The 26,235-nt window shown below is 66.0% G+C and carries 12 protein-coding genes and 1 tRNA gene; 9 read left to right on the top strand and 4 right to left on the bottom strand.

The window, feature by feature from the left end; genetic code table 11:
• The first annotated feature begins 44 nt into the window (after positions 1-44).
• From LK539_RS03915 to LK539_RS03945, 7 genes are all read left to right on the top strand, one after another.
• Positions 45-2,420 (top strand): M1 family metallopeptidase, encoded by a 2,376-nt coding sequence (locus LK539_RS03915; RefSeq protein ID WP_227799591.1) that lies wholly within the window; start codon positions 45-47, stop codon positions 2,418-2,420.
• The gene (locus LK539_RS03920) at positions 2,417-2,923 is read left to right on the top strand and encodes a DUF6702 family protein (protein WP_227799592.1); all 507 of its coding nucleotides are present in this window, start codon (positions 2,417-2,419) and stop codon (positions 2,921-2,923) included. Before LK539_RS03915 ends, LK539_RS03920 begins: the two co-directional genes overlap by 4 nt.
• Entirely contained in the window at positions 2,923-4,980 is a 2,058-nt protein-coding gene (locus tag LK539_RS03925) for a TonB-dependent receptor (protein WP_227799593.1), read from the top strand. Before LK539_RS03920 ends, LK539_RS03925 begins: the two co-directional genes overlap by 1 nt.
• Positions 4,981-5,041: 61 nt before the next feature.
• On the top strand, positions 5,042-5,794 hold the full coding sequence (locus LK539_RS03930; protein ID WP_227799594.1) for a 2OG-Fe dioxygenase family protein: 753 nt from the start codon (positions 5,042-5,044) through the stop codon (positions 5,792-5,794).
• A gap of 545 nt (positions 5,795-6,339) precedes the next feature.
• The gene (locus LK539_RS03935) at positions 6,340-7,536 is read left to right on the top strand and encodes an efflux RND transporter periplasmic adaptor subunit (protein ID WP_227799595.1); all 1,197 of its coding nucleotides are present in this window, start codon (positions 6,340-6,342) and stop codon (positions 7,534-7,536) included.
• A 13-nt stretch (positions 7,537-7,549) separates the two neighbouring features.
• Positions 7,550-10,672: an efflux RND transporter permease subunit gene (locus tag LK539_RS03940; RefSeq protein WP_227799596.1), complete on the top strand. Its 3,123-nt coding sequence runs from the start codon at positions 7,550-7,552 to the stop codon at positions 10,670-10,672.
• Between the two features lie 60 nt (positions 10,673-10,732).
• Positions 10,733-11,170 (top strand): T6SS immunity protein Tdi1 domain-containing protein, encoded by a 438-nt coding sequence (locus tag LK539_RS03945; protein WP_227799597.1) that lies wholly within the window; start codon positions 10,733-10,735, stop codon positions 11,168-11,170.
• Positions 11,171-11,262: 92 nt separating this feature from the next.
• Here LK539_RS03945 and LK539_RS03950 read toward each other — a convergent pair whose 3' ends face one another.
• Positions 11,263-12,102: a YqjD family protein gene (locus LK539_RS03950; protein WP_227799598.1), complete on the bottom strand. Its 840-nt coding sequence runs from the start codon at positions 12,100-12,102 to the stop codon at positions 11,263-11,265.
• A 439-nt stretch (positions 12,103-12,541) separates the two neighbouring features.
• On the opposite strand from LK539_RS03950, the gene LK539_RS03955 reads away from it, so the two are divergent.
• On the top strand, positions 12,542-13,735 hold the full coding sequence (locus LK539_RS03955) for a DUF2325 domain-containing protein (RefSeq protein WP_227799599.1): 1,194 nt from the start codon (positions 12,542-12,544) through the stop codon (positions 13,733-13,735).
• 237 nt (positions 13,736-13,972) lie between these two features.
• Positions 13,973-22,033, top strand: a complete 8,061-nt coding sequence (locus tag LK539_RS03960; RefSeq protein ID WP_227799600.1) for an Ig-like domain-containing protein — start codon at positions 13,973-13,975, stop codon at positions 22,031-22,033.
• A gap of 141 nt (positions 22,034-22,174) precedes the next feature.
• Here the strand turns inward: LK539_RS03960 and LK539_RS03965 are convergent.
• The 3 genes from LK539_RS03965 to pepN form a co-directional block, all read right to left on the bottom strand.
• Positions 22,175-22,250, bottom strand: a tRNA-Thr gene (locus tag LK539_RS03965).
• A gap of 101 nt (positions 22,251-22,351) precedes the next feature.
• Positions 22,352-23,353: a class 1 fructose-bisphosphatase gene (locus tag LK539_RS03970; protein WP_227799601.1), complete on the bottom strand. Its 1,002-nt coding sequence runs from the start codon at positions 23,351-23,353 to the stop codon at positions 22,352-22,354.
• A 145-nt stretch (positions 23,354-23,498) separates the two neighbouring features.
• Positions 23,499-26,147 (bottom strand): aminopeptidase N, encoded by a 2,649-nt coding sequence (pepN, locus tag LK539_RS03975; protein ID WP_227799602.1) that lies wholly within the window; start codon positions 26,145-26,147, stop codon positions 23,499-23,501.
• Positions 26,148-26,235 lie beyond the last annotated feature (88 nt).

The raw sequence follows: 26,235 nt of genomic DNA on the forward strand, positions 1-26,235 counted from the left end.
GGGCTGCGCGCCCTGCCGTTTCTTTATTCAAGACGACCGCACAGATGAAAATGAAGCAACTGCAGGCGCTGATCGGCGCCCTGTTCCTCACCGGCGCGGCCTACGCGGCCCCCGCCTTCGACGACAAGTTCCGCCAGCTCGACGAACTGCTGCCGACCGCCACCGACACCCGCACCGCCTCCGGCGCACCGGGCCACCGCTACTGGCAGCAGCGCGCCGACTACCGCCTGCGCGCCACCCTCGACGAGAACAAGCGCACGATCACCGGCTCCGGCAGCGTCACCTACACCAATAATTCGCCGGACACGCTGTCCTACCTGTGGGTGCAGCTGGACCAGAACATGTTCCGCAGCGACTCGGACAACCGCCGCATCTCGACCCTGCCCTCGCGCGAAGCCTGGCAGGCGCGCGGCAACGATGGCGTCAAGTTCGACACCCTGAAGTCCACCCTGGAACAGCAGCGCTTCGAAGGCGGCATCCAGGTAACAAACGTGACCGGCGCCGACGGCCGTGCGCTGCGCACCACCGTCAACAAGACCATGATGCGGATCGACCTGCCCCAGCCTTTGAAGCCCGGCGCACGCACGTCCTTCAACATGGCGTGGACCTTCAACATCCCTGAAGCGAACGTCGTCGGCCGCCGCACCGGCTTTGAGAAGTTCGACGACGGCAATGACATTGTCCTGTCTGCCCAGTGGTTCCCGCGCATGGCGGCCTACTATGACGTCAAGGGCTGGCAGAACAAGCAGTACATGGGCGACGGCGAATTCACGCTGGAGTTCGGCGACTATGACGTGCAGCTGACCGTGCCGGCCGACCACGTGGTCGCCTCCACGGGCGAATTGCAAAACCCGGATGCGGTATTGAGCAGCGCCCAGCGCGAGCGCCTGCGCCAGGCGCGCACGGCGAAGAAGCCGGTCATCATCGTCACCCAGCTTGAAGCGGAAGCCGCCGAGAAGGGCCGCGCCACGGCCACCAAGACCTGGCACTTCAAGGCACGCGACGTGCGCGACTTCGCCTTCGCCTCGAGCCGCAAGTTCATCTGGGACGCACAAGGAATCAAGAGCGGCGACAAGGACGTGCTGGCAATGTCCTACTACCCGAAGGAAGGCAACCCGCTGTGGGAGCGCTATTCGACGGCGGCCGTGATCCACACCCTCGAGCAGTACAACAAGTATTCCTTCGACTACCCCTACCCGACCGCGATCTCGGTGAACGGCTCGATCGGCGGCATGGAATACCCGATGATCTCGTTCAATGCCGGCCGCCCGGTCAAGGACAAGAAGACCGGCGAAGTCACGTATTCGAAGGGCACCAAGTATGGCCTGATCAGTGTGATCATCCATGAAGTCGGCCACAACTACTTCCCGATGATCGTCAACTCGGACGAGCGCCAGTGGACCTGGATGGACGAGGGCATGAACAGCTTCCTGCAGTTCCTCGCCGAGGAAGCCTGGGAAGAGGACTATCCGTCGCGTCGCGGCGAAGCACGCAACATCGTCGACTACATGCGCAGCACCAACCAGGTGCCGGTGATGACCAATGCCGAGTCGACCATCCAGCGCGGTAACAATGCGTACGCCAAGCCTGCCACTGCGTTCAATATCCTGCGCGAGACCATTCTTGGCCGCGAACTGTTCGACTTCGCCTTCAAGGAATACTCGGAGCGCTGGAAATTCAAGCGCCCAACCCCGGCCGACTTCTTCCGCACGATGGAAGACGCCTCCGGCACGGACCTCGACTGGTTCTGGCGTGGCTGGTTCTATACCACCGACCCGGTGGACATCAGCGTCGACGGCATCACCGAGTACACGGTCAGCACCAAGGATCCGGAAATCGAAAAGGCCTGGCAGCGTGCGCGCCACCAGGAAGAAGCGATGTCGATCATCGACCAGCGCAACAAAGGCATGCAGCGCCGTGTCGACCGTTATCCGGAACTGAAGGACTTCTACAACGAGCACGACAACTTCACCGTCACCAACAAGGACCGCAACAAGTTCAACGAAACGATGGCGGGCCTGGAAGACTGGGAAAAGAACCTGCTCAAGGAAGGCAAGCGCCTGTACCTGGTGGACTTCTCGAACAAGGGCGGGCTGGTCATGCCGCTGATCGTCGAGATCACGACCAAGAGCGGCAAGAAGTACATCGAGCGCATCCCGGCCGAAGTGTGGCGCTACTCGCCGAAGAAGATCACTAAGCTGTTTATCGCGGACGAGGAGATCGTAAGCCTGGTGCAGGATCCGTACTGGGAGACCGCCGACATCGACGTCAGCAACAATGCCTGGCCGGCCAAGCCCGTCCCTTCGCGCCTGGAGTTGTTCAAGACCGAGCGTGACCCGGCTAGCGGCAACCTGATGCGCGACTTCAACACCAAGCTGGCTCCGCCGAAGGCGCCGGCCGAGAACAAGGCCGGGCAATGAGCTTCAAGCGTTTCAAGATGCTGTGCGCGGCCGCCCTGCTCCTCGTGAGCGCGGCGGCGGACGCGCACCGCTTCCACATGGGGATCACGGAGCTCTCGTTCAATCCACGCACGAAGAGCACCGAGATCGTCCACACCTACATGGCGCACGACGTCGAGGCGCTCCTGCTGAACACCTACGGGCGCCAGTTCGACCTGACCGATCCGGAAGACCAGGCCGTGCTGCGCAAGTACATCGAGAGCCGCTTCTGGCTCAAGGGTCCGGACAATGCGCGCCTGCCGGTGCGCTGGGTCGGCATGACGGCCGACTCGCAGAGCGTCGTCATCTACCAGGAGCTGGAGAACGCGCCGCTGTCGAAGACCACAGCCATCCACCAGGGCGTGCTCATGGACTTCCTGCCGGAGCAGATCAACACCATCAACCTGAACGACGCGGGCGCGATCCGCTCGCTGACCTTCACCCAGGCCGCCGTCGAGCAGCCGGCACACGAGAACAAACCCTGATGCTTCGTTTTACCCGTACTCCGGTCGCCTGCGCGGCGGCCGCACTGCTGGCCGGCGCCCCCGCCCTGGCCGACGATTTCGTCCTGCAGCGCGTCCTCGTCGAAGGCGCGCGCACGAGCCAGATCGGCATGACCGACTCGGCCAGCTCCGGCACCGTCGGTGCAAAAGCACTGGAGCAGCGCACCGTGTACCGTCCCGGCGAGCTGCTGGAAGCCACGCCCGGCCTGATCGCCAGCCAGCACAGCGGCGAAGGCAAGGCCAACCAGTTCTACCTGCGCGGCTTCAACCTCGATCACGGCACCGACCTCGCCACCTGGGTCGACGGCATGCCGGTCAACCAGCGCAGCCATGCGCACGGCCAGGGCTGGACCGACCTGAACTTCCTGATCCCGGAAATCGTCACCCGCCTCGACTACCGCAAGGGTCCCTATTCCGCGACGGACGGCGATTTCTCCTCGGCCGGCAAGGCCTCGATCTCCTACGCTAACCGGCTGGTGTCGCCGCTGGCTTCCGTGACGCTGGGCCAGGACAACTACGCGCGCACGGTGCTGGCCGCTTCGCCGGAGCTGGCAGGCGGCAACCTGCTGTACGCGCTGGAGCTGATGAAGAACGACGGCCCATGGACGCGGCCGGACGGCTACCGCAAGATCAATGCGGTGCTGCGCTACAGCCGCGGCTATGCCAACAACGGGTGGACGGTCAGCGCCATGCACTACCGCGGCCACTGGAACGCCACCGACCAGATCCCGCTGCGCGCGGTAGCGGCCGGCCAGCTGGGCCGCTTCGACGCCATCGACCTGAGCGACGGCGGCGAGGCCGAGCGCAGCAGCATCTCCGGCAGCTGGCGCCGCACCACGCAGGAGACGGCGAGCGCCCTCTCCGCCTACGTGATCCGCAACCGCCTCGATTTGTACTCGAACTTCACCTACTTCCTGAACGACCCGGTGAATGGCGACCAGTTCGCCCAGCCGGACCGCCGCGTGACCACGGGCCTGGACGGCAGCCATACCTGGCACGCGTACAAGAGCGCGGATGGCAAGGTGGCCTCCGACATGACGGTCGGCTTCCAGCTCCAGAACGACAACATCTTCAACGGTTTGTACGACACCCGCGCGCGCCGGCGCATCGCAACCACGCGCGAAGACCACATCGTCGAGACCAGCGGCGCCCTCTATGTGGAGAACGCGACCAAATGGAGCGAGGCCCTGCGCACGGTAGTCGGCCTGCGCGCCAACCACTACCGCTTCGACGTCGACGGTGACCGCGTGGCGAATGCCGGCCGCGCCAGCGATTCGCTGGTGACGCCTTCGCTCAGCGTGGCCTACGGGCCGTGGCAGCACACCGAGCTGTATTTCAATGTTGGCCATGGCTTCCACAGCAACGATGCGCGTGGCACGGTGGCGAGCGTCGATCCGAAGACGCTCGACCCGGTCGACCGTACGCCCGGCCTGGTGCGTTCGCGCGGCCTGGAGCTGGGCCTGCGCACGGTGGCGATCCCGAAGACCGAGACCACCTTGTCCGTGTACCGCCTCGACTTCGATTCCGAGCTGACCTACATCGGCGACGCCGGCAATACCGAAGCGGGCGACCCGAGCCGACGCTATGGCGTCGAGCTGTCGAACAGCGTGCGCGCCAACAAGTGGCTGACGCTGAACTTCGACGCGGCGTATGCGCGGGCCCGTTCGCGTGGCGGCAATCCATCTGGCGATCGCATTCCCGGCGCCGTGGAGGGTGTGGCCCAGGTCGGTCTCACGGTGGACCGTGCGGGCCCGTGGTCGGGCGCGCTGCGCCTGCGCTACTTCGGCCCGCGTCCGCTGATCGAGGACGACAGTGTGCGCTCGCACGCCAGCCTGACGCTCAACGGCCGCATCGGCTACCGGATCGGCAAGGACATGCGCCTGGAGCTGGAAGGCTTCAATCTCACCAACCGGCGCGATTCGGCGATCGATTACTACTATGCGTCGCGTGCGCAGAAAGAGGCGGAGGCGGTGGACGACATCCACTTCCACCCGATCGAGCCGCGCACCTTCCGCCTGAGCCTCACGAAGAACTGGTAGGGAATGGCTGAGAGTTGCCCAGCATCATGCCGATAGCAGGGAAACCTGCTACGCTAACTGGATGACTACCCGTGAACTTCCCTATACCGCGCCGTCGCAGCTGGCGGACGCCATCCGCAGCGAGGGCTATGCCCTCCTGCGTCCCTACGACGTCGCCCGCCTGGCCGGCTGTACCCTCGATGAGCTGCAGTCGCTGGTGCCGAGCTGGGACCGGCTCGAACTCGACAACTACCTGAAGGACGGCGGCCGCTACCGGCGCCGCCGCCATTCCTGCTTCATCGACGAGGGCGACGACGGCGGCCGCGCGCTGGTACAGGTGCCGCACCGTCCGCACTGGCAGCCGGTCGAGTACAACGCCCTGCACGGCGGCATGCACCGCCTGTTCGCACCGATCGAGACCACCACGCTGGCCAATCCGGCCTGGAGCCGCCTGCTGGCCTCGCTGGGCGAAGTGTGCTCCAGCGTGCGCGGGCGCGAGACCTGGTACGTGGAAGCGCACCAGTTCCGCATCGATACAGCCGACGGCATCGGCCGCCCGACGCCGGAAGGCGCGCACCGCGACGGCGTCGACTTCGTTGCCGTGATCCTGATCGACCGCAACGGTATCAAGGGTGGCGAAACCCGGGTGTTTGAAGCCGACGGGCCGGCCGGCAAGCGCTTCACGATGCTGGAGCCGTGGACCCTGCTGCTGCTCGACGACGCCGCCGTGATCCACGAATCGACGCCGATCCAGCCGCTGGAGGAGCATGGGCACCGCGATACGCTGGTGCTGACCTGGCGCGCGGGGTCATTCCAGGGCGCCGACGCTGTCTGAGAACAAAAAAAAGCGCCCGCGAACCTTGCGGCTGGCGGGCGATAATCCAATTTTCGGAGAAAACTGGAGGAGACGGTTCCAATATAGCGCGATTTTTTGTGCACTGCAATACCGTAGAACTACGTAGTAAATTTCGCCAAGGAAGCGTTTCCAAAAACAGACACTAAACAGCGTTTTGTTGCGCTGCGCAATACCCCCTTCCTGCTATCAATACCGCAAGAACTCTGCGCTATCCAGCAGTCGAGCCGGGCTTTTCCGGATTTTCCGGATTTTCCGGCAAGCTGCGCACCGCCGTGGTTGCCGCGATGGCCAATCTCGTCGGCGCTTCCATCAGGACCTGTTCCGGCTTAGACACCATGTTCTAGGCCGGATCGTCCCCCCTAGTTTCCCGCAGCGGCGGCGCCCAGATGCGGCGCCACTGTCAGCGCGAACCCGCCGCCACCAGCCGCTCCACCAATCGGCACGCCCGGAATGCACACGAAACACGCGCATTGCATTGCAATTTTGCTACACTTAGCAGCTTGAACCGACGCCCATCAACGAACATGCCTACCCTCCGCCGCCCATCCCTGAATGTCCCCCTGCCCCTGGTCGCCGTCGCCGGCGCAGCGCTCTGCTTCGGCCTCGCGCTGGCCGTGCCGAAACGGGCCACCGCCAAGGACGAGAAGCCGGCCGCGCCGACGCCGGCCCTGACCGTGAGCACCGGCCAGCCGTCCACCGCCAACCTGCCCGTCGCCCTGACCGCCAACGGCAGCGTCGCCGCCTGGCAGGAAGCCGTGATCGGCAGCGAGTCGAACGGCCTGCGCCTGAATGAGGTGCGGGTCAACGTCGGCGACGTCGTCAAGAAGGGCGAGACCCTGGCCGTGTTCGCCGGCGAAACCGTGCGCGCCGACGTCGAGCAGGCACGCGCCGCGCTGCAGGAAGCACAGGCCAACGCCAGCGCCGCCAAGGCGGACGCCGACCGTGCACGCGCCCTGCGCAGCTCCGGCGCCCTGAGCGAACAGCAGGTCACCCAACTCTTGACCGCCGAGCGCACCGCCCAGGCGCGCGTGAGCGCCAGCCGCGCCACGCTGGCCCAGCAGGAACTGCGCCTGCGCCAGGCTACCGTCGTCGCGCCGGACAGCGGCATCATCTCGGCGCGCAGCGCCACCGTCGGCGCCGTCACCGGTCCGGGCACGGAACTGTTCCGCATGATCCGCCAGGGCCGCCTCGAATGGCGCGCCGAAGTCACCTCGAACGACCTGGGCCGCATCAAGCCGGGCATGAAGGCCGCCGTGCGCGCCGCCAGCGGCAGCGAGATCGTAGGCAAGGTGCGCACCGTGGCGCCAACTGTCGATCCGCAGACCCGCCTGGCGCTGGTCTACGTCGACCTGCCGCCTTCGCTGTCGACCAACGCGCCGCTCAAGGCCGGCATGTTCGCCAGCGGCCGCTTCGAACTGGGCGCCACCACCGCCCTCACGGTGCCGCAGCAGGCCATCGCCGTGCGCGACGGCTTCAGCTACGTGTTCCGCCTGAACCGCGACAACCGCGTCAGCCAGCTGAAGGTCAGCACCGGCCGCCGCCTGGGCGACCGCGTCGAGATCCTGGGCGGCCTGGCGGCCGGCACCCCGATCGTGGTCAGCGGCGCCGGCTTCCTGAACGACGGCGATCTGGTGCGGAATGTCCCGGCGCCGGCAGTGCCGGCGACGGGAGCACCTGCAGCGCCGGCGGCGCCGGCCCAGCGCCGCACCGCGGCGCGCTGAGCGGAGCATCCCGATGAACTTCTCCGCTTTATCGATCCGCAACCCGATCCCGGCGATCATGCTGTTCGTCCTGCTGACACTGGCGGGACTGCTGGCCTTCAATGCCAATAAAGTCCAGGACTTCCCGGACATCGAGCTGCCCTTCGTGACCGTGTCTGCTACGCTGGAAGGCGCGGCGCCGGCCCAGCTCGAGACCGAGGTCGCACGGAAGATCGAAGACTCGGTCGCGACCCTGCAGGGGGTCAAGAACATCTATACCAACGTGCTCGACGGCGTGGCCACCATCACCGTCGAATTCGTGCTTGAGAAAGACCTGGGCGAAGCCGTCAACGACGTGCGCGACGCGGTCGCGCGGGTGCGGGCCGATCTGCCGCCGGAGCTGCGGGACCCAAGCGTGACCAAGGCCGCCACCGCCGGCCGCGTGGTCGCCACCTTCATCGCCAGCCCGGCGCCCGGCGCCGGCAGCGCCATGGACGAACAGGAGCTGAGCTGGTTCGTCGACAACGATGTCGCCAAGCGCCTGCTGAGCGTGCCCGGCCTGGGCGCGGTCAAGCGCGTCGGCGGCGTCAGCCGCGAGGTGCGGGTCGAACTCGACGACGCCCGCATGGCCGCGCTGCAGGTGTCGGCGCTGGACGTCTCGCGCCAGCTGCGCAACGTGCAGCGCGAAGCCTCGGGCGGACGCGGCGACGTGGGCGGCGCCGAGCAGTCGGTGCGCACCATCGCGACCGTGCAGTCGGCCCAGGAACTGGGACAGATGGAGATTCCGCTGCCGGACGGCCGCCACGTGCGCCTGGAGCAGGTGGCGACCGTGACCGACACCGTGTCCGAGCGCCGCTCGATGGCCGAGTACGACGGTCGCCAGGTGGTCGGCATCGAGGTGTTCCGCACCCGCGGCGCGGGCGAGGTCGACGTCGCCGAAGGCGCGCGTCAGGCCATCACGGCGCTGCAGAAGGAGCATCCGAACGTGGTGCTGCGCGAGGTGGTCGACAACTCGGCGCCGATCGAGGAAAACTTCGACGCTTCGATGGAGATGCTGTACGAAGGCGCGGTGCTGGCGGTGCTGGTGGTGTGGTGGTTCCTGCGCGACTGGCGCGCCACCCTGGTCGCCGCGGCCGCGCTGCCGCTGTCGGTGATCCCGGCCTTCCTCGGCATGTACTTCTTCGGCTACACGCTGAACATGGTCACGCTGCTGTCGCTGGCCCTGGTGATCGGGGTGCTGGTGGACGACGCCATCGTCGAGATCGAGAACATCTCGCGCCACCTGCGCATGGGGAAGACGCCGATGCAGGCAGCGCTGGAAGCGGCCGACGAGATCGGGATGGCGGTGATCGCCACCACCTTCTCGCTGGTCGCCGTGTTCCTGCCGACCGCTTTCATGAGCGGCATCGCCGGCAAGTTCTTCAAGCAGTTCGGCTGGACCGCGGTGCTGGCCATCCTGGCCTCGCTGGTGGTGGCGCGCCTGCTGACGCCGATGATGGCGGCCTACCTGCTCAAGCCAGCCAAGCATCATGGCGAAGAAAAGGACGGCGCGCTGATGCGCCGCTACATGGCGACGATGCAGTGGTGCCTGCGCCACCGCGGCCTGACCGCCCTCGCATCGGGCCTCTTCTTCGTGGGCTCGATCGCGCTGGTGCCGCTGCTGCCGACCGGCTTCGTGCCGCCCAACGACCGCTCGCAGACCCAGGTCACGGTCGAGCTGCCGCCGGGCTCCACTCTCGCTGAAACGCGCGCGGTGGCCGAGCAGGCGCGCCAGGCCGCGATGAGCGTCGCCGGCGTGCAGCATGTATTCAGCTCGATCGGCGGCGGCTCCAGCGGCGATGCGTTTGCGCCGGGCGCCGCGGCCGAGGCGCGCCGTGCGGTGCTGACCGTGTCCACGGTTGGCCGCCACGATCGCGACGAAGGGCTGTCCGACATCGAGCGCAGCCTGCGCGGCAAGATGGCGCAGATTCCGGGCGCGCGCTTCAACGTCGGCGCCAACGATACCGGCACCAAGATGCAGCTGGTGCTGCGCAGCGAAGACCCGCAGGCCCTGGTCGCCACCGCGCGCCAGGCCGAGCGCGAACTGCGCACGCTGAAGAACATCGGCAACGTCAGCTCCAGCGCCTCGCTGGTGCGTCCCGAGATCATCGTACGCCCCGACTTCGCGCGCGCGGCCGACCTGGGCGTGACCGCCGCCGCGATTGGCGAGACGGTGCGCGTGGCCACCGCCGGCGACTACGACATTTCGCTGGCTAAGATGAACCTGGCCGAGCGCCAGGTGCCGATCCGCGTCAAGCTCCCAGACACCGTGCGCGCCGACCTGGAGGCCATCGGCCGCCTGACGGTGCCGGGTGCGCGCGGCCCTGTGCTGCTGGCGAACGTCGCGACCATCTCGATGGAAAGCGGCCCGGCCCAGATCGACCGCCTCAACCGCAGCCGCCAGGTGACGCTGGACGTCGAGCTGCAGGGCCGCTCGCTCGGCGAAGTGAACAACGAAGCGCGCGCCCTGCCGGTGTTCAAGAACCTGCCGCCGTCGGTGCAGATCGCGGAACTCGGCGACGCCCAGGAAATGCAGACCCTGTTCGCCAGCTTCGGCATCGCCATGACCATCGGCGTGCTGTGCATCTATGGCGTGCTGGTGCTGCTGTTCAACGACTTCATGCAGCCGGTGACGATCCTGGCTGCGCTGCCGCTGTCGATCGGCGGCGCCTTCGTGGCGCTGCTGCTGACCAGTAACGCGCTGTCGATGCCGTCCATGATCGGCCTGATCATGCTGATGGGGATCGTGACCAAGAACTCGATCCTGCTGGTGGACTATGCGATCCTGGCGCGCAACGCCGGCATGAGCCGCTTCGACGCCCTGGTCGACGCCTGCCACAAGCGTTCGCGCCCGATCGTGATGACCACCATCGCCATGGGCGCCGGCATGCTGCCGCTGGCGCTCGGCCTGTCGGGCGATCCGTCCTTCCGCTCGCCGATGGCGGTGGCGGTGATCGGCGGGCTGATCACCTCGACGCTACTCAGCCTGCTAGTGGTGCCGGCGGTGTTCACCTATGTCGACGACTTCGAGCACTTCATGAAGCGCCAGATGGGACGCCTGCGGCGCAAGCCGGTGCAGGCGCCGGTGAAGGAGCCAGCTTCCGATCCAGTGAAATAAGATGGCTGCAATGCAGGGGACAAGGTGTTCCCTGCATTGGCGATGCGGAGTTAAAAAACAATGCGCCTGCTGGATGAGATTCGAGCGAGCTGGGGATGGACCGGTATCGAGCCGCTCAAGGTATTGGGCGAAAACGACTTCGGCAACCTGATCGTCAAGGATATTCGCGGATACTACTGGCGCATCTGTCCGGAAGACCCCTACTGCAAAGTCGTGGCCACCAGTCGTGAAGAACTCGACCGGCTATCGAACGATCAGGAATTCCTCGCTGACTGGACAATGCGCGCCTTGGTCGCACAAGCGTCTCGACAGTTCGGCGCACTACCGCCCGGCAAAAAGTTCTGTCTCAAAATCCCCGGGATTCTCGGCGGTGAATACGGTGGCGACAATTTAAGCACCATATCTTTTGAAGAGCTCATCAGGGCATCAGGTCACATCGCCAAGCAGATTGCTGATCTTCCCGACGGTGCCAAGGTGAGACTAGTGATCACTGACTAATTCAAGCGTTGAGCTGTCCACACAGTCATCACGAACACAAAAAAACCCGGTCAGGCGCATGCCTGCCGGGTTTTGTTTTAGCGAGTGAAGAATCAGTCGCGATAGTAGCGATATTCACGACGCTCGCTGCTGCTCGAGCCGCCCAGCAGCTTGGCCAGCAGGAAGCCGACGCCGGCTGCGACCAGCAGGGCGGTGCCCGGGTTGGTCTTCACGTACTCGGTGCTCTTGGTCGAGTAGGTCTGGTAGGTATCACCCAGTTGGCCCTTGCGCTGGCCCAGGCTTTCCGACGCGCCGCTCAGCATGCCGCTCAGGCGGTCCACGCCTGCGTGCGCGGTGCTGACCAGGCGGTCGACCAGCGGCTGTGCGCCTTGTGCGACCTGGTCGATCTTCTCGTGCAGCTTGTCCGGCGACACGTTGGCCATGGCGCCCTTGATGCCGCCTTGCGACTGCGACTGGTCGCCGCTCGACGACGACGAACCCGACGATTGTGCGCTGGCGCCGCCCATGCTGCCGCTGCTCGATGCGGTGGTGCCCGAGCTGCTGCCGGTGGTGCTGCCCGACGAGCCCAGTGCGCTGTTGCCGGTGCTGCCGGTCGAGCCGCTCAGGCTGCCGCTGCTGCCGGCTGCGCTCGAACCGGTCGAGCCGCTCTGCGAGCTGCTGCTGCCCAGGTTGCCCGAGCTTTGCGAGCTGCTTTGCTGGCTGCCGGAATTGCTGGTACCGCCGACTGCGCCGCTGCTGCTGCCGGTAGCCGGCTTGGCAGTGCTTGGCGAGGCGTTGGCGCTGCCGAGGCTGCCCGACGAGCTGCTCTGGCTGCTGCCCGATGCACTGCTGCCCTGGCTCAGGCCAGAACCCTGGCTTTTACCAATGCTCGAACCTGCATTCTCGCGGCTTGCGTCGCTGCCTTTTCCCTCGGTAGGTTTCTGATTATCCATGATGTATCCCTCGTAAAATGTAGACCAACGCGAATTAGACCGATACCCGACTATCACCACATTCTTCCTCGATTCCGCTTCACACGGCGCGAGGGACGACGATTGACTGCGCTAGCTCAAGACGCAACTTTCTTTCTTGCTCCGGATCCATTCTCGTTAACCGAGACCTGAAGTTGGCGCAAAAGTTCCGGCAGTAGCGCAGGCGCTCTCGTCGCTGCATGAGCGGTCGCCTGTGGCGGTCCGAAATCGCGCGCAGTATCGGACACTGCGTCGCGATACAAAAAATACAACGCCTGCGATACCGGGACAGTGCGCTGCCTAACAGAGCTGTGCCATCGGGCTCCAGCCTCCCCTATCCCTCGAATCCACTTGCCTTTCATCTCATCTGCGATATCATATGAATGATAATCATTCTCATTTACAGAGAAAGGACGGACGCATGTGCGACAAACACACTCTTCCAGCCACGGTAGAAGGTTTACAGGGTTCGCGCCGCCGGCGCGTCTGGGAACTTGCCCAGAACAGCCATTGTCCGCTGGTCGGGGTCGCCCTGCCGCTGGGCGTCCTGCGCAAGCTGGTCGAACGGGTCACGGGCGGCCGGCTGCTGCATGACGACTACGATATCCACGTCGGCGCGGTGAGCGAGTGCGCGCTGCGCAATCCGCTGTCGGAAGCGATCCAGAAGGAGCTGGAGCGGCGCTACGCGGGCGACATCGCGCGCTTTCGTGCCGCCAGGAGCGAGGACGAGGTGGCCACCCTGTGGGCGCAGGCTGTTGCAGACGGTAATGTGCCGGGTGCGTTCTGGGCCGGCCTCACCCACCCGCGCTGCACGCCCGGGCTGGAACAGCGGATGTGCCGCGACATCCACATGGTGCAGCACCGGGCCGGGGCCTGCGTGCGGGCCGACATGGACAAGGTCAAGGCGCTGCTGGCCGACCATGCCCGCCTGCTGCGCGAACTGGAGAAGGCGCAGCAGCGCTGCCAGCTGCTGCAAAAGGAAAAATCGGCGCAGGCCGGACGCCACGAACAGCAGATGATGCAGGCGCGTGCGGCCGCGATCGCGAAGGACACCGACATCCATGGGCTGCGCAGCGCGCTGGCCGAACTGCAGGCGGCGGTGCCCGAACTGGATGCCCGCAAGCGCCTGGCCAACCGGGTTGTGCAGCTGGAGGAGCGCGAGCAGGCCTTGCGCGGCCAGGTCGCGGCATTGAAGGAAGAGCGCGATGCGGCACGGGCGGCGCAGGCGGTGGCGGAAGCGATGCAGTCCTCCCCTGCCCCAGTTGCGGCGGCGCGCTTGGATGCGGTCGAGGCGCCGGTACGCCTGTTCCGGCGCAGCGTCCTGTGCGTGGGCGGACGCAGCGGCAGCGTGCCGGTCTACCGCGACGTGGTCGAGCGCGTGGGGGCGCAGTTCGCGCATCACGACGGCGGCCTGGAAGACAGCGCCGGACAGCTCGACGCCAGCCTGGCCGCCGCCGACCTCGTGATCTGCCAGACCGGCTGCATCAGCCACCACGCCTACTGGCGCGTGAAGGATCACTGCAAGCGCACGGGGAAACGCTGCATCTTCATCGACAAGCCGAGCGCGTCCAGCCTCCTGAAAAGCCTGCAGGAGGTCGCCACGGCCGAAAACTGAGGCCGATTAATGGCATTGTTCAATGAACAGTGGCGCATTCCCGACATTTCCGTGTCACTTCGCCAATGCTATCGTGATGAATTCGGGAAGAGAGACAATCTGTAATTGAACTCAGGGTTGCATCCATATAGCATTTCCACATAGAAATTTACGTATGCTAATGCCTTCCCCGACCATCAGGTCGTCCTGAACAGATTTCCTCCCTCCATGATCCCATCCATTCCTGGCAGCTCCGCCGTGTCCCCGGCCGTCCTCTTCGTTGAGGACAACATCCCCGACCTGCAATCCTTCCTCGCTGCGGTACGCGCGGGCGTGGAGGTCATCGTACTCGACAGCACCCGCGACGGACTCGCGCAGATTGCCGCTTCCCTCGAAGGACGCAGCGACATCGGGGCCCTGCACATCGTCTCGCACGGCAGTGCCGGCGAGGCGCATCTCGGCAGCCTGACACTGTCGAAGGCTTCCATCGACGTCCATGCCGGGCTGCTGGGTCGGATCGGCGACGCGCTGTCGAGCGACGCCGACATCCTGCTGTACGGCTGCGCCACCGGCGCCGGCGCGGACGGCCAGGCCCTGCTGTCCTCGCTGTCGACGCTAACCCGCGCCGATGTCGCCGCCTCGGACGACGCGACCGGCGGCGCGGCACGCGGCGGCAACTGGGTGCTGGAACAGGCCAGCGGCAACATCGCCACGGCGTCGCCTTTTGCAGGCGATTCAACCGACCCCTACGCCTATCTGCTAGGCAGCACCTACGGCAGCAACCCACTCAGCACCACGCAGATGTATGTCGCCGCGCGGCCCGGCCAGGAAGGCACCAACTGGGTCAACAAAGGCTCGACGGCGGCCCCCGGCTACGAGAATTTTTCGCTCTGGGTCGATGGTGGCCAGTATCCCGCCAGTTATGCGAACGGTTTGCGCGGCACGCTGGAATACAACACGGGTGACGGCGTCTGGCGACTGGTGCTGGTCGAGTATGCGAGCAACGGCAACATCACGAGCACCAATGGCGGCACCGCGGCTCCGCTCAACGCCACCATCCGCTACATCGATGTTCGGCCGAACGACACCACGACCACCTACTCGGCCCATGCAAAATACGTGAACGCCCAGGGCGCTGTATCGACCACCTCGGGTTTCATCATGACGCCCGACCTGGCGCCGACTGCGGTCACCGTCAATACCCTGGACTTCTGGGGCGCGCCGGCCGCCGGTACGGCGCTGGCAAGCCTGGGCCAGGTCGACACCGGGTCCCCGAACGATGGCCTGCACTCGATCGTCTCACAGTCCGTGCCGGGACTGTTCGCGGTATCCGGCACGTCGCTGGTGAGGGGTTCGGGACCTGGCCTGGCGCCGGGCCAGACCGCCACGGTCACGGTCCGCTACAGCGATCTGTTCGACCGTAACGCGGACGGCACGCCGATCGCGAACCAGGGTGCAACTCAGACCTTCACCTTCACCGGCCGAGAAAACCCGGAGGGATTCCAAGGCGCGGCGGGTGTCAACACCACCGCGGCCCTGCAGCAGAACCAGCCTTCGTTGGCGCGCCTGAGCGACGGCTCGTACGTGATGATCTGGCGCAGTGCCGGCCAGGGCGCCGATGCGGCCGGCAGCTACGGCATCTATGGCCGCAAGATCGACGCCGCAGGCAATCCCACCGGCGCCGAGTTCGCCATTTCGGACCAGACGATCGACACGAGCGAGAATACCCCGGCCGTGACGGCGCTCGACAATGGCCGCTACGTCGTCGCCTATGCGAAGACCAGCGCGGCCGACGTCGTGTTCCGCCTCGTGGACGCGAACGGCGCGCTCGGCCTTGAAACGGCCCTGGCCACCTCGACCACCAGCAGCCAGACCACGCCGGTCCTGACGAAGCTTGCCAATGGTGGGTTCGCCGCCGCCTGGAACGACGCCGGCAGCACCGACGTCAAGACACGCGTCTTCAATGCCGATGGCAGCCAAGCCAGCGCCGAACTCACTGCCAACCACACGACGGCCGGCACCCAGGCTGCCGTCGCGATCGGCGCCCTTGACAACGGCAGCTTCGTCGTCACCTGGCGCGACCCGGCCAACGGCAACGACATCATCGCGCGCGTGTTTAATGCCGGTGGCAGCGGCGGCAGCGAGATCGTCGTGGCGGGCAGCGCCGCCCCGCAGAACAATCCTAAGGCGGCGGGCCTGTCGAACGGCGGCTTCGTGTTGGTGTACCAGGAAGCCGGCGCCACCGCAGGCGGTTTCACCGATTCCAGCCTTGAATCGAACATCTATGCCCAGGTCTACACCAGTGCTGGCGCCGCCGTCGGCGGCAAGATCCTGGTCAACGCAGCCACCGCGGGCAACCAGATTACCCCGGCAGTCATTGCCCAGCCCAACGGCGGCTTCACCGTGGCCTGGACTTCTAACGCCGATCCCGCCAAGGAATTTGACGTGTTCGCGCGCAGCTTCAATGCCGATGGCAGTGCGCGCGACAGCTACGACCTGCTAGTGAACGAGGCGGCGCGCAGCGCAAGCCAGAGCGCACCGAGCCTTGCCGGCTTCGATACGGCCGGTTTCCTGGCGGCCTGGTACGACGCCGGCAGCGATGCAGGCGGCGGCGTCATGGTGCGCGCCTTCGCCCCCGCCAACCGCGCGCCCACGCTTGCCGGCGGCGCCGACCTGGTGTCGATCGACGAGGACGTGCCGAGCGCGGACATCGAAGACCTCAGCGGCGGCAATCCGCCCAACTGGGGCGAGGACATTGTCGACCTGCTGGCCAGGTCCGGCTTTGCCGATGCCGACGGCCACGCGCCGCTGGGCGTCGCGATCTCGGGCAACGCGGCCAATCCCGTGACCGAAGGCCGCTGGCAGTATTCGATCGACCCCTATGCCAAATACTGGTACGACGTCGGGACGGTCTCGCCTGCAGCGGCCCTGCTGCTGGGCACGACTGACGGTACGGCCTTCATCCGCTTCGTACCGGTGGCAGACTTCCACGGCAGGCCGGGCGGCCTGACCATCCACGCGGTCGACGAAACCGGCGCCACCCTGCCATTCAGCACTTGGGACGACCAGAACGACACGCTTGGTCCGCGCGGCAGCTTCGACACCACCCAGGACGACGCGACTTCTCCCGTATCCGCTACCGGCGTCACCTGGAGCGTGGTCGTCACGCCGCTCAACGACAAGCCGGTGCTGGTGAACATCTCGGCGGCTGACAACCAGACCGTGGCCGCATCCGCCGGCGCGATCGCGATCGACCTCGGCGGCGACGCGCTCGTCGGCGACATCGACAGCGCCGACTTCCAGGCCGGCGCCCTGAATGTGCTGCTGAGCGGTCAGCAGGCAGGCGACATGCTCTTCTTCAAGCCGGGTGGTCCAGTGACGGTGCCGGGCGGGATGGTCGTGAACAGCAGCGTGTTCGTCGACGGTGTACGGGTCGGCTTCCTCAGCCAGAATGGCACCGGCGTCGGCGAAAGCCTGGTGGTGATCTTCGATACCGCCAACGCCACGCCTGCGCGCACCACTACCTTGCTGCGCGAGATCCTGTTCGACACCACCAGCAGCGTGGCGGGCGCGCGCAACATCCACGTGGTGGTGGGCGACGGCGACGGCACGAGCTCCGAGTACTATTCCACCACCATCACCGTCACGACCAACCCGACGGTCGCGATTTCCAGCAACGCGTCCAGCGTCAAGGCCGGCTCTACCGCCACCATCAGCCTGGCGTTCAGCGACATTCCCACCGGCGCGGAAAGCGCCGATTTCAGCGTCACCGGCGGCACCCTGGGTGCGCTCACGCAAGATACGCAGAACCCCAAGCTGTACACGGCCCAGTTCACGCCCGCTTCCGGCTTCCAGGGCAACGCCTCGGTGTCGATCGCAGCAGGCAAGTTCAAGGACGCGGGCGGCCGCGACAACGAAGCCAGCAGCGTGAACGCGTCGTTCATCGTCGACACCGTGGCGCCGAGCCTGACCATCACCAGCGACAGGCCGTCGCTGGCGGCAGGCCAGAGCGCAAGCATCACCTTCACCTTCGACGAAGTACCGGACGGCTTCACGTCCGCTAGCGTCGTCGCCCATGGCGGCACGCTGGTCAACCTGGCGCCGACCGCCAACCCCAAGGTCTACCAGGCCGCCTTCATCCCGGCGTCAGATTCCCAGAACGTGGCCGCCCTGATCGAGGTCGCCCCGGGTGCCTACACCGACGCTGCCGGCAATGGCGGCGGCGCGGCGTCGCTCACCTTGAACGGCGACACCAAGGCCCCGACTCTCACCATCGGCGCCGCCAGCACCACGCTGCGGGCCGGCGACCAGACGACACTGAGCTTCACCTTCAGCGAAGCGCCGCTCGGTTTCGCCGAGGGCGACATCGCCGTCAGCGGCGGCACCCTCAGCGGCTTCGGCGCGACCGCCGACCCGAAGGTCTACAGCGCCAGTTTTACGCCGGTCGCGAGCAACGCCCTGGCGGCCTCGGTCTCGGTACCCGGCGGTGCCTACACCGACGCGATCGGCAATCCGGGGGCGGCCAGCAACACCCTGAACCTTGCCGGCGACACCCTGGCGCCCCTGGTCACCATCGGCGCCAGCCGCAACGTGTTCAAGGCCGGGGAGAGTGCGACCCTGACGTTTACCTTCAACGACACGCCTCTCGGTTTCGATCATGCGGATATCGTCGCCACTGGCGGCGTCGTCGGCGCCCTTGTCCCAACCGCCGACAGCAAGGTCTTCACCGCGACGTTCACCCCGACCGACGGCATGAACGCGCTCAGTGGCAGCGTGCGCGTCGCGGCCGGGGGCGTGATGGATGCCAGCGGCAACTTCAACCCAGCCTCGAATGTGCTGTCCTTCAGCGGCGACACCCGCAGCCCGGTCGTCACCGACGCCCAGCTGTCGGTCTCCGGCGCGACCGGCACGGGCGGCGCATTCAAAGCGGGCGACACCATCACCGCCAGCTGGAACAATGGCTCGACCGGCGACAACAATCCGGACATCGGCACCGTTAGCGTCGACCTCAGCGCCTTCGGCGGCAGCGCCACGGCAGCGGCAATCCTGCAGAACGGCGTGTGGAGCGCGTCGTACACGATCGGCGCGGGCAGCGTCGACGCGAGCGGCCGCAACGTCAGCGTGCATGTCGTGGATGTCAACGGTAATGCGACCACGCGCGCCGACAGCAGCAACGCCACGCTCGACAACCAGGCGCCGACGGTGGGCGCCGCCGCCATCGTCCTTGCCGGGGCGACCGGCAACGGCGCTGTGTTCCGCATCGGCGATACCGTCACCGCAACCTGGAACAATAGTGCCAGTGGCGACAACAACGGCGACATCGCCGCAGCGTCCTTCGACTTCGCCCAGTTCGGCGGGGGCATGGTCGCCGCGACCCAGAACGCCGGTGTGTGGAGCGCCAGCCATACGATCGCCGCGGGTACGCCGGGCACGAGCGGCCTGGGCGTGTCGGTCACGGCCACCGACGATGCCGGCAACAGCCGCACGCAGGCAAGCGCCGCGCAAGCAGCGCTCGACGCCCTGCGTCCTGCCGTGAGCAGCATCAGCCTGAATGGCACGCCGGGTCCTGCCGCTACTGCGGTCGACTTCACCGTGGTGTTCAGCGAATCCGTCAGCGGCGTCGACCTGTCGGACTTCGCGCTGGCCACCGGCGGCCAGGCGAGCGGCAGGCTGGCCGGCATCAGCGGTAGCGGCACCACCTGGACGGTCAGCGTCGACAACATCGCCGGCCGCGGCACCGTGGGCTTGAATCTGCAGGCTGGCGGCACCGGTATCGTCGATGCCGCCGGCAACGAGGCCGCCGGGGCATTCACCGGCGCGACACACGCCAGCGGCATCAATGCGGCCCCGGTGATCAGCTCGAACGGCGGGGGCGGCAGCGCCCAGGTCGACCTGGCCGAAGGGCAGACGGCGGTCACTACGGTGGTAGCAAGCGACAGCGACAACGACGGCCTGCAGTACCGCATCAGCGGCGGCGGCGAAGCGAGCCTGTTCACCATCGACGCCGACGGCAAGCTGCGCTTCGTCACGGCGCCTTCCGCCGCGGCGCCTGGCGACAGCAATCACGACGGCGTGTACGACGTCCAGGTGACGGTGAGCGACCAGTACGGCGGCAGCGATTCCCAGTTCCTCTGGGTGAATGTGCTGCGCGACCTCGACGGCGACGCCCTGCCCGACATCCACGACGACGACATCGACAACGACGGGCGCCTGAACTCCGCCGAGGATCCGGTGCCGGGCGCCCTGGGCGTGCTCGGAGACGGCAACGGCGATGGCGTTGCCGACAGCCGCCAGGCCAACGTTGCATCGCTGGCCACGGCTGTCACGGGCAATCCGTTCGCGACGCTCGAGGTGGCGGGGAACTACACGCTGACCTCGGTCAGCGCCGGCCCGGTACCGACCGGCCTGCCGCGCAACGTCAAGCTGCCGCTGGGCCAGCTCGACTTCAGCATCAACGGCGTGAACCCGGGTGGTACGGTGGAAGTGGCGATCTACGTCGACGCGGACCAGAAGGTCAACAGTTACTTCAAGCTCGACAACACCGGCAAGTGGGTCAACATCGCCAAGTCGGTCAGCACGGTTGGCAGCAAGACCAGGATCACCTTCGACCTGAAGGATGGCGGTCCGCTCGACAGCGACGGCGTGGCCAACGGCCGCATCGTGGACCCGGGCGGCGTCGCCCTCGTGACGCCGCTGATCACCAGCAATGGCGGCACGCGTGAAGCGTCGATCATGCTGGTCGAAGGCAACCGCACGGTGACGACCGCCACCGCCAGCCTGCCCGTGACCTGGTCGCTGGGCGGCGCAGACGCGGCGCTGTTCACGGTGGACGCCGGCACCGGCGCGCTCAGCTTCCGCGCCGCGCCCGCACACGGCCAGCCGCTGGATACCGGCGGCACCGCGCACGACAACATCTACCTGCTCGACCTGATCGCCAGCGACGCCAACGGCAGCGACACCCAGTCGCTGAAAGTTAGCGTGCAGCAATACGTCGCGCCCCCGGTCGCGCCGCCCGTCGCGCCGCCCGTGCCGGTCACTGTCGACGGGGTGCCGGTCAGCACAGGCACCGTCGTCAACGGCGACGGCAGCATCAGCACCACCATCACGATTCCGGTGGTGGTGCCGACCCGTCCCGAACAGGTCGGCAACAACAGGGTGGCCGACATACCGCTGGCAAGCAGCAACGGCCAAGCCATCCTCACCGCGCAGGTGCCGACCGGCTACGGCCTGCAGGTGTCGAGCAGCGGCGTGCAGTCGGCTGGCAATTCGCTGACCGACCTGATCCGCGAGATCAAGGCGCACACCGCGGCCGGTTCGCACGACCAGAACAGCCTCACCGGCGGCGGCTCCGGCTTCCTGGCCGACCTTCCGGTCGACACGCCTTTGCTGGTGCAGACTATCGTCCCGATGCTGGGAAGCGGCGCCGGCGTGCCTAGCGAAGCGCTGGTGCTGAGCGGCTCGCCGTCCGCGGCCGGCAGCCCGATGACCGCGCTGGTGATCGACACCAGCGGCCTGGCAAGCGGCGTCACGCTCCAGCTCCAGAACGTCGAATTTGCGGCGATCATTGGCGCCGCCAGGGTGACCGGGGGCGCCGGCTCGCAGAAGGTCTGGGGCGACAGTGCGGCGCAAACCCTGTTCCTGGGCGCCGATGACGACATCCTGCACGGCGGTGGCGGCGACGATGTCGTCGGCAGCGCGGGTGGCAATGATCGTATCTATGGTGACGAAGGCAACGACATCGTGTTTGGTGGCCAGGGCGACGACGCGATCGACGGCGGCACCGGCCGCGACACCGTCCGCCTGATGGGTGCCGGCCGGGCCGAGTACACCATGCGCATCAAGGATGGCGCGGTGGTGATGACGCACCTGAAGCCGGATGCAGATGGCATCGACATCGTCGCTAATGTCGAGCTACTGCAGTATAGCGGCCAGGCAGGCGCGGTCGACTTCAACGGGAGCGAGATCGCCGGCCTGGTGCGCATGTACAGCACCGCTTTCGGGCGCAACGCCGATACCGGCGGCATCAACTTCTGGATCGAAGCGCACGAGAAGGGTTCGTCGATGATGCAGATCGCGCACGCCTTCCTGGCCAGTACGGAAGGAAAGGCAGGCTTCGACATGCTGTCCAACCGCGATTTCGTCACCAGGCTGTACGATGTCGCGATGGACCGCGTGGCGAGCGAAGTCGAAGTCGACTACTGGACCCAGCACCTCGACCGCGGCGTACTCGATCGCGGAGAAGTGCTGTACCACTTCTCCACCTCGGAAGAAAAAGTCGACTTGGTGGGCGTGGTGAACACATCCATCACGACCATCTGACCGGAAGCCGGGCGCCCGCCCGCTTCGGGTTTCCCATGCCGCTAGTGATAGCGGCATTTTTTTTGGTGGTGCGCCAACGCTATGTCAGGCAGCAATAAAAAAAGCCCGTGTCCCCAAGGGAACACGGGCCTTTTCGAATTCTGGTGCCGCTGACCGGAATCGAACTGGTGACCTTCGCATTACGAATGCGCTGCTCTACCGACTGAGCTACAGCGGCTCAACGCCGGACGAACCGGACGAAGAGCCGTATTCTAGCAAACAACTCCGAGAACTTGCTAGTCTGACTCGGCAATTAAGCCGGACATGAGCAAAAAATCATTATTCGGCGTGGTAACGGGTGACCAGCTCCACTTCCGACTTCGAACCCAGGAACACCGGCACGCGCTGGTGCAGCTTGGTCGGCTGGATTTCCATGATGCGCTTGCTGCCGTCAGTGGCGGCGCCGCCGGCCTGCTCGACGATCATGGCCATCGGGTTGGCTTCGTACATCAGGCGCAGCTTGCCTGGCGAGGACGGATCGCGCAGGTCGGCCGGGTACATGAAGATGCCGCCGCGGTTCAGGATGCGGTGCACGTCAGCCACCATCGAGGCGATCCAGCGCATGTTGAAGTCCTTGCCGCGCGGGCCGGTGGAACCCGCCAGCATCTCGTCCACATAGCGCTGCACCGGCGGGTGCCAGTGGCGCTTGTTCGACATGTTGATCGCGAATTCCTTGGTGGTTTCCGGGATCTGCATGTCGCTCTGGGTCAGCACCCAGGAACCCATCTCGCGGTCGAGGGTGAAGCACTGCACGCCGTTGCCGGTGGTGAGCACAAGCATGGTCTGCGGACCGTAGACAGCATAGCCGGCCGCGACCTGCTGGGTGCCCGGCTGCAGGAAGTCCTGCTCGGTCGGTTCGACCATGCCTTCCGGGGCCTTGAGCACCGAGAAGATGGTGCCGATCGAGACGTTGACGTCGATGTTGGACGAGCCGTCGAGCGGGTCGAACATCAGGAGGAATTCGCCCTTCGGATAGCGGCTCGGGATCTTGCGGATGGTCTCCATTTCTTCCGACGCCATCGCGGCCAGGTGGCCGCCCCACTCGTTCGCTTCCAACAGGATCTCGTTCGAGATCACGTCGAGCTTCTTCTGCACTTCGCCCTGGATGTTCTCGGTCTCGGCGCTGCCCAGCACTTCGCCGAGCGCACCCTTGCTGACCGAGTAGCTGATGCGCTTGCACGCACGCGCCACGACCTCGATCAGGAGGCGCAGCTCGGCGTTGATGGTCTGGTGGAGGCGCTGTTCCTCGACCAGGTACTGCGTAAGACTGACGCGTTTCATGGACTTCCTTTGGTTTGGTTTGGATTCTTTTTTTGTAGGGTGGTCGGCTCGGCCGACCGCGCGTTCAACTCTCGCATGAATGGATGCGGCGCGTGTTGTTCACGCACGGTGTGAACGCGCGGTCGGCGAAGCCGACCACCCTACCTTAATTCGCGAGCGCTTTCGTGACGATCTCGCGTACGTCGTTCGACAGCCGCTGCTGCCCCGCCACCTGCTGCAGCGCGGTCTTCATGTGCTGCTGCAGCTGCGGCGTGTAGCGGCGCCATCGGTCCATGGCGCGCGCCAGGCGCGCCGCGACCTGCGGGTTGAGCGCGTCGAGCAGCACCACGTGCTCGGCCCAGAACAGGTAGCCGCTGCCGTTCGGCGCGTGGAACTCGACGGGATTGTTCATGCAGTAGTTGGCGATCAGGCTGCGCGCGCGGTTCGGGTTGCGCAGGTTGAAGGCCGGGTGGCGCATCAGTTCGCGGATCTTGGCGATGTCGGTGGTGGGCGCCGAAGCCTGCATCGCGAACCACTTGTCGACCACCAGCGCCTCGTTCTGGAACTCGTCGTAGAAACGCTCCAGTTCGGTCTCGGCTTCCGGCGCGCGCGCATGGATCAGGGCACTCAAGCTTGCTGCGCGGTCGGTCATGTTGTCCGCCTCCTGGCACTGGCGCACGGCGAGAGCGATGGTCTCTTCGTCAGGCGCTGCGTTCAGGTAGGACAGGGCCAGGTTCTTGAGCGCGCGTTTGCCGGCGGATTGCGCGTCCGGGCTGTACGGGCCGGGGGTCTGGTTGGCTTCGTACTGGGCCAGCAGCTCGGCGCGCAGGCGGGCGCCGATGTTGGCGCGCATGAACTGGCGCGCCATGTGCACGGCCAGCGGGTCGACGGTGTCGAGCTGCTCGGCGATCATGGTTTCGGTCGGCAGCAGCAGCGCCTGTTCGCGGAAGGCCGGATCGAGCGACTCGTCGACCAGCACGCGCCGCATCGCCTCGATGAAGGTGTCGTCCAGGCTCAGTCGGTTGGAGGCCGGGGCTTCGCCGGTGAGCTTGAGCAGGCGGCCCATCGCCAGGCGCTGGCCGGCTTCCCAGCGGTTGACCGGATCGCTGTCGTGGTTGAACAGGTGCAGCAGATCGCTGTCGCTGTAGCCGTGGCGCAGAACCACCGGCGCCGAGAAGTCGCGCAGCACCGACGGCACCGGCTGTTCCTTCACATTGCTGAAGACGAAGGTCTGCTCGTTCTCCGTCAGTTCCAGCACGGCGGTGGTGCCCATCTCCTTGCCATCCACGGTCAGCGGCATGTCATTGCCTGCGCGATCGAGCAGGCCGACCGCCACCGGAATGTGGAAGGGCCGCTTCTCAGGCTGGCCCGGGGTCGGCGGGCAGGACTGGAACAGGGTCAGCGCATAGGTCTGCTCGGCCTCGTTGTAGCGGGTCTCGAAGCGCAGCACCGGGGTGCCGGCCTGGTCGTACCAGCGCTCGAACTGGGTCAGGTCGCGGCCATTGGCGTCGGCCATCGCCAGGCGGAAGTCGTCGCAGGTGACGGCCTGTTCGTCATGGCGCTCGAAATACAGGTCCATGCCCTTGCGGAAACCTTCGCGGCCCAGCAGGGTCTGGTACATGCGCACCACTTCGGCGCCCTTCTCGTACACGGTCACCGTGTAGAAGTTGTTGATCTCGACAAAAGAGTCAGGGCGCACCGGGTGCGCCATCGGGCCGGCGTCCTCGGGGAACTGGGCCTGGCGCAGGGTGCGCACCTGGTCGATGCGGGTGACCGCACGGCCGGTCTCGGTACCGATCATGTCGGCGGTGAATTCCTGGTCGCGGAAAACCGTCAGGCCTTCCTTGAGCGACAGCTGGAACCAGTCGCGGCAGGTAACGCGGTTGCCGGTCCAGTTGTGGAAGTACTCGTGCGCCACCACCGCCTCGATGCCCTGGAAGTCGATGTCGGTTGCGACGCGCGGGTTGGCCAGCACGAACTTGGTGTTAAAGATGTTCAGGCCCTTGTTTTCCATCGCGCCCATATTGAAGTCGCTGGTGGCGACGATCATGAAGCGGTCGAGATCGAGTTCGAGGCCGTAGCGTTCTTCGTCCCAGCGGATGCTGTGCTTGAGCGACTGCATCGCGTAGTCGGTCTTGTCGAGGTTGCCCTCTTCCACCCACACTTGCAGCAGGGCGTCGCGGCCGTCGGCCAGGCGGAAAGTCTCTTCCTGGCACACCAGGCGCGCGGCCACCAGCGCGAACAGGTAGGAGGGTTTCTTGAACGGGTCTTCCCACTTGGCGTAGTGGCGGCCGTCGCCCAGCTCGCCCTCTTCCACCAGGTTGCCGTTGGACAGCAGCACCGGGTAGCGCTCCTTGTCGGCGCGCAGCATCACGGTGTACTTCGCCATCACGTCCGGACGGTCCGGGAAATAGGTGATGCGACGGAAGCCTTCGGCCTCGCACTGGGTGAAGAAATTGCCGTTCGAGGTGTACAGGCCGCTCAGGGTGGTGTTCTGGTCCGGGGTGCAGACGGTCTCGATCTCGAGCACGGCTTCCTCGGGCGCATTCGGGATCGTCAGGACATTTCGATTGATCAAGTAGTCGCCACTCTGCAAGGCGCGTCCGTTCACGCGCAAGGCCACCAGTTCGATGTCTTCGCCGTAGAGCTCGATCGTGCGCTGGTGGGCGCATTCCTGGTTCCGGCGCACCGTCATGCGGTTGGCTACCACGGTGCGGGCGGGGTCGAGGTCGAAGCCGAGTTCCACGGTATCCACCAGGTAAGTCGGCGGGGTGTAGTCACTCCGGTAAATCGTCTGGGGCGTATCGGTGCGCATAGGAAGTCCGCAAAGAGACAATGGGGAAGTGCTTATTTTACCAACAAGATTTTTTGGTGCCGCTCCGTTTCCGTATGTATCAGAGTGT

The organism is Massilia sp. IC2-476, assembly GCF_020707295.1.
Classification (GTDB): Bacteria; Pseudomonadota; Gammaproteobacteria; order Burkholderiales; family Burkholderiaceae_D; genus Telluria.

Excerpts from the sequence above, each read along its gene's own strand:
- LK539_RS03915 (WP_227799591.1), top strand. The coding sequence starts at position 45 with ATGAAAATGAAGCAACTGCAGGCGCTGATCGGCGCCCTGTTCCTCACC.
- LK539_RS03930 (WP_227799594.1), top strand. The coding sequence starts at position 5,042 with ATGACTACCCGTGAACTTCCCTATACCGCGCCGTCGCAGCTGGCGGAC.
- pepN (WP_227799602.1), bottom strand. The coding sequence starts at position 26,147 with ATGCGCACCGATACGCCCCAGACGATTTACCGGAGTGACTACACCCCG.
- LK539_RS03950 (WP_227799598.1), bottom strand. The coding sequence starts at position 12,102 with ATGGATAATCAGAAACCTACCGAGGGAAAAGGCAGCGACGCAAGCCGC.
- LK539_RS03970 (WP_227799601.1), bottom strand. The coding sequence starts at position 23,353 with ATGAAACGCGTCAGTCTTACGCAGTACCTGGTCGAGGAACAGCGCCTC.
- LK539_RS03935 (WP_227799595.1), top strand. The coding sequence starts at position 6,340 with ATGCCTACCCTCCGCCGCCCATCCCTGAATGTCCCCCTGCCCCTGGTC.
- LK539_RS03920 (WP_227799592.1), top strand. The coding sequence starts at position 2,417 with ATGAGCTTCAAGCGTTTCAAGATGCTGTGCGCGGCCGCCCTGCTCCTC.
- LK539_RS03945 (WP_227799597.1), top strand. The coding sequence starts at position 10,733 with ATGCGCCTGCTGGATGAGATTCGAGCGAGCTGGGGATGGACCGGTATC.
- LK539_RS03940 (WP_227799596.1), top strand. The coding sequence starts at position 7,550 with ATGAACTTCTCCGCTTTATCGATCCGCAACCCGATCCCGGCGATCATG.
- LK539_RS03955 (WP_227799599.1), top strand. The coding sequence starts at position 12,542 with ATGTGCGACAAACACACTCTTCCAGCCACGGTAGAAGGTTTACAGGGT.
- LK539_RS03925 (WP_227799593.1), top strand. The coding sequence starts at position 2,923 with ATGCTTCGTTTTACCCGTACTCCGGTCGCCTGCGCGGCGGCCGCACTG.